This window comes from Mycobacterium sp. 852002-51163_SCH5372311 (assembly GCF_001667115.1).
Classification (GTDB): Bacteria; Actinomycetota; Actinomycetes; order Mycobacteriales; family Mycobacteriaceae; genus Mycobacterium.
This window is the reverse complement of sequence record NZ_LZIJ01000144.1, coordinates 47,236-60,561: the sequence shown is the minus strand read 5'-3', so window position 1 is coordinate 60,561 and position 13,326 is coordinate 47,236. Positions and strand designations below refer to the sequence as shown.

At 65.6% G+C, this 13,326-nt stretch carries 10 protein-coding genes; all 10 read left to right on the top strand.

Annotated elements, in window-relative coordinates:
• The first annotated feature begins 321 nt into the window (after nt 1–321).
• Nucleotides 322–2,277 carry a 2-oxoacid:acceptor oxidoreductase subunit alpha gene (locus A5791_RS16875; RefSeq protein ID WP_156661397.1) on the top strand — a complete coding sequence of 652 codons (1,956 nt, stop codon included), beginning with the start codon at nt 322–324 and terminating at the stop codon, nt 2,275–2,277.
• A complete protein-coding gene (locus A5791_RS16870; protein WP_067239215.1) occupies nt 2,274–3,374 on the top strand; it encodes a 2-oxoacid:ferredoxin oxidoreductase subunit beta in 1,101 nt (366 codons plus the stop codon). The genes A5791_RS16875 and A5791_RS16870 overlap by 4 nt, the downstream gene beginning before the upstream one ends.
• Nucleotide 3,375: 1 nt before the next feature.
• Nucleotides 3,376–3,981: a molybdenum cofactor guanylyltransferase gene (gene mobA / locus A5791_RS16865; RefSeq protein WP_255397696.1), complete on the top strand. Its 606-nt coding sequence runs from the start codon at nt 3,376–3,378 to the stop codon at nt 3,979–3,981.
• Nucleotides 3,982–5,067: 1,086 nt separating this feature from the next.
• The gene (locus A5791_RS16860; RefSeq protein WP_067239276.1) at nt 5,068–5,652 is read left to right on the top strand and encodes a transglycosylase family protein; all 585 of its coding nucleotides are present in this window, start codon (nt 5,068–5,070) and stop codon (nt 5,650–5,652) included.
• Nucleotides 5,653–5,865: 213 nt separating this feature from the next.
• Entirely contained in the window at nt 5,866–7,122 is a 1,257-nt protein-coding gene (locus tag A5791_RS16855; protein ID WP_067239213.1) for a trans-acting enoyl reductase family protein, read from the top strand.
• Nucleotides 7,123–7,232: 110 nt separating this feature from the next.
• Nucleotides 7,233–7,823, top strand: a complete 591-nt coding sequence (locus tag A5791_RS16850) for a DUF937 domain-containing protein (protein WP_067239211.1) — start codon at nt 7,233–7,235, stop codon at nt 7,821–7,823.
• A gap of 184 nt (nt 7,824–8,007) precedes the next feature.
• Entirely contained in the window at nt 8,008–8,622 is a 615-nt protein-coding gene (locus A5791_RS16845; protein ID WP_067239208.1) for a LysM peptidoglycan-binding domain-containing protein, read from the top strand.
• Nucleotides 8,623–8,732: 110 nt separating this feature from the next.
• Nucleotides 8,733–11,405, top strand: a complete 2,673-nt coding sequence (locus A5791_RS16840) for a valine--tRNA ligase (RefSeq protein ID WP_067239206.1) — start codon at nt 8,733–8,735, stop codon at nt 11,403–11,405.
• On the top strand, nt 11,402–12,835 hold the full coding sequence (locus A5791_RS16835; protein ID WP_067239204.1) for a folylpolyglutamate synthase/dihydrofolate synthase family protein: 1,434 nt from the start codon (nt 11,402–11,404) through the stop codon (nt 12,833–12,835). The genes A5791_RS16840 and A5791_RS16835 overlap by 4 nt, the downstream gene beginning before the upstream one ends.
• Nucleotides 12,832–13,239 carry a DUF4233 domain-containing protein gene (locus tag A5791_RS16830; protein ID WP_067239201.1) on the top strand — a complete coding sequence of 136 codons (408 nt, stop codon included), beginning with the start codon at nt 12,832–12,834 and terminating at the stop codon, nt 13,237–13,239. Before A5791_RS16835 ends, A5791_RS16830 begins: the two co-directional genes overlap by 4 nt.
• Nucleotides 13,240–13,326 lie beyond the last annotated feature (87 nt).

Sequence of the window (13,326 nt, the reverse complement as noted above, 5' to 3'; positions counted from 1 at the left end):
AAAGGGCGCGAAAGCCACAAACTAGAACGTGTTCTACCCCCGCTGTGGGACGGTCGGACCGCCCCGCGAATCCGGTTCCTTCTTAAGTGACCAAAACCACAGTTTGGCTGCATTTTTGCCCCCGGTACGGCGCTGACGTCGGGTTTTACCCGTGAACACGGCGCACACACCGGGTCGCACGCTGCTACCTAATCCTTAAAGTAATGCCATAATTGATACCGCTAGTGACATAAATGTCAGGACGGGGGGAAGTCACTCCATAGCGCGTGACGTGAAGCCGCGACGGAGTGTCTGGCCAGATAACAGATGGAAGGCGGAGACGTGGATCCGAACGGCAACGAAGCCGGGGCAGAGTCTCGCAACGGTGCCTCCGGTACCGGATCCGTGAAACAGCGCCTGGAAAATGTCGTGATCCGTTTTGCCGGCGATTCCGGCGACGGGATGCAGCTGACCGGCGACCGGTTCACCTCGGAGGCAGCGCTTTTCGGCAACGACCTGGCCACCCAGCCGAACTACCCCGCCGAGATCCGGGCCCCGGCAGGCACCCTGCCCGGAGTGTCGTCCTTCCAGATCCAGATCGCCGACTATGACGTCCTGACCGCCGGTGATCGCCCCGACGTGCTGGTCGCCATGAACCCGGCGGCGCTGAAGTCGAATATCGGCGACCTGCCGCGCGGCGGCATGGTAATCGCGAACTCCGACGAGTTCACCAAGCGCAATCTGACCAAGGTCGGTTACGTAACCAATCCGCTGGAGAGCGACGAGCTCGAGGAATACGTCGTCCACGCCGTCCCGATGACCACGTTGACGCTGGGCGCCGTGGAGTCGATCGGTGCGTCGAAGAAGGACGGCCAGCGCGCCAAGAACATGTTCGCGCTGGGTCTGTTGTCGTGGATGTACGGGCGTCCGATCGCGGCCAGTGAGAAGTTCATCAAGGAGAAGTTCGCCCGCAAGCCCGATATCGCCCAGGCCAACGTGCTGGCCCTCAAGGCCGGCTGGAACTACGGCGAAACCACCGAGGCGTTCGGCACCACCTACGAGGTTTCCAAGGCATCTCTGCCGGCCGGCGAGTACCGCCAGATCTCCGGCAACACCGCGCTGGCCTACGGAATCGTGACGGCCGGCCGGTTGGCCGACAAGCAGGTCGTCCTCGGCAGCTACCCGATCACCCCGGCCTCGGACATTCTGCACGAGCTGTCCAAGCACAAGAACTTCAATGTCATCACGTTTCAGGCTGAAGACGAGATCGGCGGCATCTGCGCCGCGATCGGGGCCTCCTATGGTGGCGCATTGGGCGTCACCAGTACCTCGGGCCCGGGTATTTCGCTGAAATCTGAGGCCCTCGGGCTTGCGGTGATGACCGAGCTGCCGCTGATCGTCATCGACGTGCAGCGCGGCGGACCGTCGACTGGCCTGCCCACCAAGACCGAACAGGCCGACCTGTTGCAGGCGCTGTTCGGCCGCAACGGTGAGTCGCCGGTTGCCGTGGTAGCGCCGCGGTCTCCCTCCGACTGCTTCGAAACCGCGGTCGAGGCGGTGCGGATCGCGGTGTCGTATCACACTCCGGTGATCGTGCTGTCCGACGGCGCCATCGCCAACGGGTCCGAGCCGTGGCGGATCCCAGATGTCAGCTCGTTCAAGCCGATCAAGCACATCTTTGCCAAACCGGACGAGCCATTCGAGCCCTACGCCCGGCACCCGGAGACCCTGGCCCGCCAATTCGCGGTTCCGGGGACCCCTGGGCTGGAACACCGCATCGGGGGCTTGGAAGCGGCCAACGGGTCCGGCGACATCTCCTACGACCCGACCAATCACGACCTCATGGTGCGGATACGCAAGGCCAAGATCGACGGCATCAGCGTCCCCGATCTGGATGTTGACGACCCGACCGGCGACGCCGAACTGCTGCTGATCGGGTGGGGCAGTTCCTACGGCCCGATCGGCGAAGCCTGTCGGCGTGCGCGGCGCCGGGGCACCAAGGTCGCGCATGCGCATCTGCGGCATCTGAACCCGTTCCCGGCGAATCTGGGCGATGTGTTGCACCGGTACCCGAGGGTGGTATGCCCGGAGATGAATATGGGTCAGCTGGCGATGTTGCTGCGGGCCAAGTACCTGGTCGACGTGCACTCGGTGACCAAAGTCAAGGGTGTGTCGTTCTTGGCCGACGAAATAGGACGCTTTATTCGGGCCGCGCTGGCCGGGCGACTGGACGAACTCGAGCAAGACAAGACGATGGTTGCCAAATTGTCGGCGGCCAGGGTTGGAGCGGGAGTATGACCGACCTGATGGGCAATCTAGCGGGCACTGAACTCGGAGTTACTCCAAAGCTGACAAAGAACGCCGGCGTGCCCACTCTGTCTCCTGGCGAACAGCCGCAGAAGGGCAAGGACTTCACCAGCGAGCAAGAGGTCCGCTGGTGCCCCGGCTGCGGTGACTACGTCATCCTCAACACCATTCGCAACTTCCTGCCCGAACTGGGGCTGCGCCGCGAGAACATCGTGTTCATCAGCGGCATCGGCTGCTCCAGCCGGTTTCCGTACTACCTGGAGACCTACGGGTTCCACTCCATCCACGGCCGCGCGCCGGCGATTGCCACCGGGCTGGCGCTGGCTCGCGAGGACCTGTCGGTATGGGTGGTCACCGGCGATGGCGACGCCTTGTCGATCGGCGGCAACCACCTGATCCACGCCCTGCGCCGCAATGTGAACATCACGATTCTGTTGTTCAACAACCGGATCTACGGGCTGACCAAGGGCCAGTATTCGCCGACCTCGGAGGTCGGCAAGGTCACCAAGTCGACACCGATGGGTTCGCTGGATCACCCGTTCAACCCGGTATCGCTGGCGTTGGGCGCCGAGGCGACGTTTGTGGGCCGCGCACTGGACTCCGACCGCGCCGGCTTGTCCGATGTGCTGCGTGGAGCGGCGCAGCATCGCGGTGCCGCCGTCGTCGAAATCCTGCAGGACTGCCCGATCTTCAACGACGGCTCCTTTGACGTGCTGCGCAAGGAGGGCGCCGAAGAGCGGGTGATCAATGTCCGCCACGGCGAACCGATCGTGTTCGGGGCCAACGGCGAATACTGCGTGGTGCAATCCGGCTTCAGCCTCGAAGTGGCCAAGACCGCCGACGTGGCCGTCGAAGAGATCGTGGTGCACGACGCGCACGCCGACGATGCGGCCTACGCATTCGCGCTGTCCCGGCTTTCCGAGCAGAACCTCGAGCACACCGTGCTGGGGATCTTCCGCCATGTCAGCCGGCCTACCTACGATGACGCGGCGCGTTCACAGGTCGAGGCCGCGCAGTCATCGAAGCCGTCCGATGCCGCCGCGCTGCAATCGCTGCTACGCGGACGCGACACCTGGACCGTCGACTGACGTGACGGCATCCACATCCGACGCAGTGCCATTGGCCGGCGTCGTGCTCGCCGGAGGCGAATCGCGGCGCATGGGCCGTGACAAGGCCACCATGCCGGTCCCCGGCGGAACCGGCACCCTCGTCGAACATGTGGCCGGTGTACTCCAGCAGCGTTGCGAACACGTTTTCGTGGTGGCGGCGCCCGGACAACCGTTGCCGGTGCTGCCGGTTGCTGTTCTGCGGGACGAACTGCGGGGGCTTGGTCCGTTGCCGGCGACCGGGCGGGGGTTGCGCGCGGCGGCCGAGGCCGGTGCCCGCCTTGCGTTCGTCTGCGCCGTCGACATGCCGTATCTGGCCGTCGAATTGATCGATGATCTCGCCCGCCGGGCAGTGCAGACCGGTGCCGAGGTGGTGTTGCCGTGGGACGGGCAGGATCATTACCTCGCCGCGGTGTATCAAACCGGTCTTGCCGACCGGGTTGACGCCTTGGTCGTCGCCGGGGAGCGCAAGATGCGTGCCCTCGTCGATGCTTCGGACGCTCAGCGGGTCGTGATGCCGAAGTGCCGGTCGTTGACCAACCTCAACTCGGCCGCGGACTTGCGCGCTCTGGCGCGCCCCGGGGTCTGATTTTAATTCCTTTGACCGGCCATTAATTGGTCCATTTATACATCACTCGGCGAGGCGTGTGATTTATATAATTTTCGCCTAGTGCGATGCCACTTGAATAATTGACTGGAATGAATTCGCACTGCATTTGCTTTGACGCGCTCCGACGTGGCATCGAATTGTCTTGCAGCAGTATCGATTTGGCATATCCGACGGCCGATCCGCGGCTAGGTCCGAGAAGCTTCCAGCTTTCCCTAGCGGGAATTATGGCAAATTCGTTAGCTGAAATCTGAGGCTGGCGCCCCCAGCGGCTGGACCCTCCGTCTGCCGGGGCATGGCGGCTGCCATGGGCGACGCCGGTCGCCCGATCCGTATTGAAACCAAATCGCTTGGCGTATTGCGCAATTCGGTCCTTTAATGGGTGCTGCAGATCTCGTGAACGGACTTCGGCAATCACCGGTTTTTGCTGCCACGGCCGCTCCGCGCTGAGAGCGAATAACGTTCTAGCACTGATGGTTTAGCGACAGCGCGCCGGTTTGCCGAGGCGCTTCAGCGTGCGAGCGGCCGGTCGGTGACGAATCGGTGCAACTGGGCTCCGATACAGGGTGCCGCGGCGACGTCCGCGGGGTGATGCGAGCCAGTGGGTGCGTCGCCAGCAAACCCGTGTCCCAGCTCACAAAATATGCGTGATTCCCCTCACGATAACGGGCTGACCACGCCCCGTCGCAGCCCGTCGAAAATATCAGCCTGACCTGCAATGACAATTGTCCGATCGCGTCGTGACAGCGTCGTTATAGAAGCGAGATATGCGCGCGTCAAAGATGACGAATACATTTGCGTCTCGTACCGTCCCTACATAGCCCGACAACGGGCGCCGCAAAATTGAATCCACGGACCCGCGTGTGAGCGGGGTTGCGGACGGCTGCAGGTTCAGCAGCTGCCGCGACCGGCGGTAGCCCCGCCGGGCAGATCGAGAGCCCCCGCTGTCGTGCCAGAACGAGACGGCACGTCCCGAAGCAGCTAGTTCCGGATGGATCCGGATGCATTCAGCACCCCAACCCACCTTCGTGGGCTGGCTTTGGCGCGCGCACCGCGAAAGGAACAATGTTGAGGAACGTCCGCAAGACGCTCATCGTCGCCGCGCTCACAGGGGCGCTCGTGACTGTCCCCTCCGCCGGTACCGCCAATGCGGAGCCGGCGGGTTTTGACCCGAACGTGCCCCCCGCCGAGGCGGGCCCGGACGCCGCACCGCCCGCGCCGGAGGGATTCGACCCGAACGCCATGCCGGACGCCCTGGCGCCGGTCGACGCGCCCCCAGTGGCGGAACCGGCGGGTTTTAACCCGAACGTGCCTCCGGTCCCGGCTCCGGACGCCCCGCCGCCCGCGCCGGTTGGCTTCGACCCGAACGTCCCACCGCCAGCGGACGCACAGCCCATTGAGGCGCCGCCCGCTCCCAAGGCGTACAGCGTGAACTGGGACGCGATCGCACAGTGCGAATCCGGTGGAAACTGGGGCATCAACACCGGTAACGGGTTCTCCGGTGGCCTGCAGTTCACCGCCAGCACCTGGCGGGCCAACGGTGGCACCGGATCCGCGCAGAGCGCGAGCCGTGAGGAGCAGATCCGGGTGGCCGAGAACGTCCTGCGTTCGCAGGGCATCGGCGCCTGGCCGGTCTGCGGCCGACGCGGCTGACAAACGTCATAACGAGAATGCCGGGCGCATTGCGCCCGGCATTCTCTTTTGGGGCCTGAAACGGCCGACAATCACCCGCGACCGTCGCGGTTCGGCTACAAGCCCTCGCCAGGCGCAGCGCACTGGTAGCGGCGCCGCTCGAGGTGTCGGTGCGGCTCCGATGACGACGATCCGCGCCATCGCGTCGACGTAGCTCGGGGTAGCGTCGGTCCGGTGACCGCTACGCCGCGCGAATTCGACATCGTGTTGTACGGGGCCACCGGCTTCGTGGGAAAGCTCACCGCCGAATACCTCGCCCGGGCCGGCGGGGAAACCCGCATCGCGCTGGCCGGCCGGTCGACCGAACGGCTGCAAAAGGTGCGCGACACTCTGGGGGAGCGTGCCCAGTCGTGGCCGGTGGTGGCCGCAGACGCCGCATCGCCGTCGACGCTGACCGCGATGGCGGCCCGGACACAGGTGGTCGTCACCACCGTCGGGCCGTACATGCGATACGGATTGCCACTCGTGGCGGCGTGCGCCGAGGCGGGCACTGACTACGCCGACCTGACCGGCGAGCCGCCATTTGTCCGCGAGAGCATCGACCTGTACCACAAGCAGGCCGCTGACACCGGTGCCCGCATCGTGCACGCATGCGGATTCGACTCAATCCCTTCGGATCTGAGCGTCTACGCCCTGTATCGCGCGGCACGGCAGGACGACGCCGGAGAGCTCACCAACACCGACTTCGTCGTGCGCTCCATGGCTGGGGGGCTATCCGGCGGGACCATCGCGTCGATGCTGGAAATCCTGCGCGCAGTCTCCGCTGATCCAGAGCTGCGTCGGCAGTTCGCCGACCCCTACACGTTGAGTCCCGACCGCGGCGCCGAGCCCGACGTCGGTCGGCAACCCGATTTGCCGTGGCGCCGCGGTCGGCAGATCGCGCCGGAACTCAACGGACTGTGGACCGGCGGATTCATGATGGCGCCGACGAATACCCGAATTGTGCGCCGCAGTAACGCATTACTGGATTGGGCGTACGGCAGACAATTCCGGTACAGCGAAAACATGAGCCTGGGATCCTCTGTCGTTGCGCCAGCGGCGTCGGCCGTGTTGAGCGGTGTCGGCAACGCGATGACGGGATTGGGCAGCCGCTACTTCCGCCTGCTCCCGCATGGTCTGGTGGAGCGGGTCGTCCCCAAACCCGGCAGCGGCCCGAGCGAGGCGACCCGGGAGCGTGGCTACTATCGGACCGAGACCTACACCACCACAACCAGCGGCGCCCGCTATGTGGCGCGGATGGCCCAGCGCGGCGACCCGGGCTACAAGGCGACGTCGGTGTTATTGGGGGAGTGCGGTCTTGCGTTGGCGATCGACCGTGACAAGCTGTCCGAACTGCGCGGCGTCCTAACCCCCGCGGCCGCGATGGGCGATGCCTTGCTGGCGCGTTTCCCGGCCGCCGGCGTGTCGCTGCATACCGAGCGGCTGAACTGATCGAGTACTTGAAATCGGCTTGCGCCAAGGGGTATCGATCCCCAGCGCGTGAGTCTAGTGTCGGAGAGGGCTTTGCTCTCCATTTCAGCGACGAAGGTGGTTGCAAAACGATGGCCGGTCTTGATGATCTTTACGCTCAAATTCCCACTTCCGATATCGCAAGCAAGCTAGGTGCCGACGAAGGCGAAGTCGACAACGCGATTCACACCCTGGTACCGGTTCTGCTTGGCGGACTTCAGCACAACTCGGGCGATCCCGAGCACGCCAGCAGGATCGAGTCCGCCGCCAGTAGCGCGCGCGGGCTGCTCGACGCCGGTGGCGGTGTCGAGCAGGTTGACGAGAACCAGGGACATCAGGCGGTTGCGACGCTGTTCGGCGGCAACGACACCGATCAGGTGGCGACCGCTCTGGCCAGCGGCGGTGCCGGCAATCGCGACCTGATCAAACAGTTACTTCCAGTCGTGCTCCCAATTGTGTTGGCCTACATCGGAAAACAATTGACTTCCGGTGGTGCCGGCCAGACCGCACCGGCGCAGAAGAAGGAGGAAGCGTCCGGCGGCGGCCTCGGTGAAGTGCTGGGCAGCATCCTCGCCGGCAGCTCCGGTGACAAGTCGCTCGGCGGCGTCCTGGGCAGCGTGCTCGGCGGCAAGGGCGGCGGACTCGGAGAGATCCTCGGTGGTCTGCTCGGGGGCAAGAAATAGTCCGACGCCGCACTGCATTTCGCAGTGTTCACTTTTCGTTTCGTGGGGGTTTCGATATGCGTCGAGAAGGTGATGCCGAGGTTCAACCAAGATCAGTAGGCGCCCGTCAGCCGGGCACCGACAGCGATACGAGACATCTGAGATTTCCGATGAGACATCCGAGAAGACAACGAGAGGGAATGCTATGGCAGACACGCTCACCCCAGGTCAGAAGCTGGTGCGGGGAGAATCGCTGGTTTCGAACAACGGGGCGTACACCCTGACGCTGCAAGACGACGGCAACCTGGTGCTGGCGTCGCGCGGCAAGCCGCTGTGGTCGACTTCGACCAACGGCCAGGACGTGGTGCGTGCCGAGGTGCAGCCCGACGGCAACTTCGTCCTCTACACCGCGGACAAGCCGGTCTGGCACAGCGACACCAAGGGCAAGAAAGACGTCAAACTCGTCCTACAGGACGATCGCAACCTCGTGCTGTACGCGGCTGACGGACCCGCCTGGTCGACCAAGACCGAGACCGACCAGCCGCCGCCACCGGCGCCCGAGGCCGCCGCGGAGCCTGCCACCGACGAGACCGAGAAAGAAGCCGTTTCGGACGCCGTAGCCGAACCGGTCGAAGAAGCCACGCCGGAGCCCGCTCCGGAACCCGCCGCGCGCACCTACACCGTGGAGTCCGGCGACACCCTGTGGGCCATCTCGGAGCGGTTCTACGGGGACGGCAGCAAATACCAGGTCATCGCGGACGCAAGCGGCATCAGCAATCCGGACCTGATTCACCCGGGGCAAGTGCTGACGATTCCCTGATCGCGCCAAACCGTCGAGCGGCCGGTGTAGCCGGGTGCGCTGGAATGTCCGGCCGCCCTGCGCACCGGCCGCCCTGAACCGGCAGCCGTGCCGGTTCCTAGAATTGACCGGTGACTGCCAGCCAGCGCCCTGCCGCCGACTCGCTGCCCAAATCGTGGGAGCCGGCTGCGACGGAGGGCGCGATCTACCAGAAGTGGCTGGAAGCGGGCTATTTCACCGCCGATCCCTCCAGCACCAAACCGGCGTATTCGATCGTGCTGCCGCCGCCGAATGTGACCGGCAACCTGCACATGGGCCACGCGCTGGAACACACCATGATGGACGCCTTGACCCGCCGCAAGCGGATGCAAGGGTATGAGGTGCTCTGGCAGCCGGGCATGGACCACGCCGGTATCGCCACCCAGAGCGTGGTGGAAAAGCAGCTTGCGGTCGACGGCAAGACCAAAGAGGACTTCGGCCGCGAGCTGTTCGTCGACAAGGTGTGGGACTGGAAGCGCGAGTCCGGCGGCGCCATCTCCGGTCAGATGCGCCGGCTCGGCGACGGCGTGGACTGGAGTCGCGACCGGTTCACCATGGACGAGGGCCTGTCGCGGGCGGTGCGCACGATCTTCAAGCGGCTCTACGACGCCGGTCTGATCTATCAAGCCGAGCGGCTGGTCAACTGGTCGCCGGTGCTGGAGACCGCGATCTCGGACCTCGAGGTCAACTACCTTGACGTCGAGGGCGAACTGGTGTCGTTTCGATACGGTTCGCTCGACGACTCGCAACCACACATCGTGGTCGCCACCACCCGGGTCGAGACGATGCTCGGCGACACCGCGATCGCGGTTCATCCCGATGACGAACGATACCGCCACCTCGTCGGAAAGACTTTGCCGCACCCGTTTGTCGATCGCGAGCTCCTGGTCGTCGCCGACGAGCACGTGGATCCCGAATTCGGCACCGGCGCGGTCAAAGTCACTCCCGCGCACGACCCCAACGACTTCGAGATCGGGCTGCGGCACCAGTTGCCGATGCCCTCGATCATGGATACCAAAGGCCGGATTACCGACACCGGAACGCAATTCGACGGCATGGACCGTTTTGAGGCCCGGGTCGCGGTGCGCGAAGCCCTTGCGGCGCAGGGCCGGGTCATCGAGGAGAAACGCCCCTACCTACACAGCGTCGGGCATTCCGAGCGCAGCGGCGAGCCGATCGAGCCGCGGCTTTCGCTGCAGTGGTGGGTCCGGGTGGAATCGCTGGCGAAAGCCGCTGGCGACGCGGTTCGCAACGGGGACACCGTGATTCACCCCGCCAGCCTGGAGCCGCGCTGGTTCGCCTGGGTCGACGACATGCACGACTGGTGCATTTCGCGGCAGCTGTGGTGGGGCCACCGCATTCCGATCTGGTACGGGCCCGACGGCGAAAAGGTGTGCGTCGGCCCGGACGAGACGCCCCCGGAGGGCTGGGAGCAGGATCCCGACGTGCTGGACACCTGGTTCTCGTCGGCGCTGTGGCCGTTCTCCACCCTGGGCTGGCCGACTAAGACGCCCGAGTTGGAAAAGTTCTATCCCACAAGCGTTTTGGTCACCGGTTACGATATCCTGTTCTTCTGGGTGGCGCGCATGATGATGTTCGGCACCTTTGTTGGCGGCGATGACGTCATCACGCTCGACGGCCGGCGCGGCCCGCAGGTGCCGTTCACCGACGTGTTCCTGCACGGGCTGATCCGCGACGAGTCCGGACGCAAGATGAGCAAGTCCAAGGGCAATGTCATCGATCCTCTCGACTGGGTGGACAAGTACGGCGCCGACGCGCTGCGCTTCACGCTGGCCCGCGGCGCCAGTCCCGGCGGCGATTTGTCCGTCGGTGAGGACCACGTCCGCGCGTCACGCAACTTCGGCACCAAACTGTTCAACGCCACCCGGTACGCGCTGCTCAACGGCGCCGAACTGGCGCCGCTACCCGGACTCGACACGTTGACCGACGCCGACCGGTGGATCCTGGGTCGCTTGGAAGAGGTTCGCGCCGAAGTAGATTCGGCTTTCGACGGCTACGAGTTCAGCCGGGCCTGTGAGGCGCTCTACCACTTCGCCTGGGACGAATTCTGCGACTGGTATGTCGAGCTGGCCAAGGCGCAATTGGCCAATGGGCAAGCCCTCACCACCGCGGTGCTGGCTGCGGTGCTGGACACGCTGCTGCGATTGTTGCACCCAGTGATCCCATTCCTCACCGAGGCGCTTTGGCGGGCTTTGACGAACGGGGCAGTCGGGCAGGGGTCGCTCGTGATCGCCGACTGGCCGGTGCCCTCCGGTATCACCCTGGATCCCGTTGCCGCGCAGCGGATCAGCGACATGCAGAAGCTGGTGACCGAGATTCGCCGCTTCCGCAGCGATCAAGGTCTGGCGGACCGGCAGAAGGTACCGTGCCGGCTCAGTGGAGTGGACGAAGCGGATCTGACCACACAGGTGGGCGCGGTGACATCACTGGCCTGGCTGACGGCACCGGAACCGGATTTCGGTGCGACGGCGTCGCTCGAGGTTCGGGTCGGTCCCGACATGAGGAGCACCGTCGTCGTCGAGCTGGACACCTCGGGGACCATCGACATCGCAGCCGAGCGGCGCCGACTGGAAAAAGATCTGGCCGCAGCGCAAAAGGAGCTGGCATCGACCACCGCCAAATTGGCCAACGCCGACTTTCTGGCGAAGGCCCCGGAAGCCGTCGTCGGCAAGATCCGCGACCGCCAGCGGCTGGCCACCGATGAGACTGACCGGATTACCGCCAAGCTGGCTGCGCTGCAATGAATTTCGAGCCGGCAGACCGGCCGCATAGCACCCGCGCCGTCCCCACGCCGGATGAAATCGCGTCGCTGCTGCAGGTCGAGCACCTGCTGGACCAGCGCTGGCCGGAGACCCGCATCGAGCCCAGCCTGACCCGGATCAGCGCGTTGATGGATCTGCTGGGTTCGCCACAACTCGGCTATCCGTCGATCCACATCGCCGGCACCAACGGCAAGACGTCTGTGGCGCGGATGGTGGACGCGCTCCTCACCGCGCTGCAGCGTCGTACCGGGCGAACCACCAGCCCGCACTTGCAGTCGGCGGTGGAACGCATCGCCATCGACGGCGAACCGACCAGCCCGGCGCGGTACGTGGCGACCTACCGCGAGATCGAGCCGTTCGTGCAGATGATCGACCAGCAGTCGCGAGAGGCCGGCGGACCGGCGATGAGCAAGTTCGAGGTGCTCACCGCGATGGCGTTCGCCGCGTTCGCCGATGCACCCGTCGAGGTCGCGGTGGTCGAGGTGGGAATGGGCGGACGGTGGGACGCCACCAACGTGGTCAATGCGCCGGTGGCCGTGATCACCCCGATCAGCATCGATCACGTCGACTATCTCGGTTCCGACATCGCCGGCATCGCCGGTGAGAAGGCGGGCATCATCACCCGGGCGCCCGAGGGCGCGCCGGACACCGTCGCGATCATCGGCCGTCAGGTGCCTGAAGCAATGCAGGTGCTGCTGGACGCCGCGGTGCGCGCCGACGCCGCGGTCGCCCGCGAGGATTCCGAGTTCGCGGTGCTGGGCCGGCAGATCGCGATCGGCGGTCAGGTGCTGCAGCTGCAGGGCCTGGGCGGGGTGTACTCCGACCTTTTCCTGCCACTGCACGGTGAACACCAGGCGCACAACGCGGCGCTGGCGCTCGCGGCGGTGGAGGCGTTCTTCGGTGCCGGCGCGCAGCGCCAGCTCGACGTTGATGCGGTCCGGGCCGGTTTCGCCGCCGTCAAGAGCCCAGGACGGCTGGAGCGGGTGCGCAGCGCACCGACGGTGTTCATCGACGCCGCGCACAACCCGGCCGGGGCGGCCGCGCTGGCACAGACGTTGACCGACGAGTTCGACTTCCGAATGCTGGTCGGGGTGCTCAGCGTGCTGGCCGACAAGGACGTCGACGGGATCCTGGCGGCGCTCGAGCCGGTGTTCGATTCGGTCGTCGTTACCCACAACGGGTCGCCGCGGGCCCTGAATGTCGAGACGCTGGCGTCAGCGGCGCGAGAGCAGTTCGGCGCCGAGCGGGTGCTGACCGCCGAGAATCTGCGCGAGGCCATCGACACCGCCACTGCCTTGGTCGACGAAGCGGCCTCGACGGAGGACGCCTTCTCCGGCACCGGGATCGTCATCACCGGCTCGGTGGTCACCGCCGGCGCCGCCCGCACCTTGTTCGGTCGTGATCCGGAATGACCGACCAGACTCCCGGGCCCCACGCTGACCGCCCTGACCCCCCAGGCCCCGCTGATCCCTGGAAGAGCTTCGCTGCGGTGATGGCGGCGACGCTGCTGCTGGAGGCGATCGTGGTGTTGCTGGCGATACCGGTGGTGGGCGCGGTTGGTGGCGGGCTGACGGCCGCCTCGTTGAGTTATCTGATCGGCGTGACCCTGTTGCTGATCCTGCTTGCCGGGATGCAGCGCCGACCGTGGGCGATCTGGGTGAACCTCGGCATGCAGTTGGTGCTGCTCGCCGGTTTCGCGGTGTATCCCGGTGTGGGTTTCATCGGGGTGCTGTTCGGCGGGGTGTGGGCACTGATCGCGTATCTGCGCTCCGAGGTCCGGCGCCGGCAGGATCAACCACCGGCTGCACCGGACTGACAGGGCATCCGTTCGCGCCGAGTCTGCGGTGATGGCGTCGAACCTGCGCTGGGGGCGCGCTTTCGGCCACTTGGGAAGCCCTGGCCG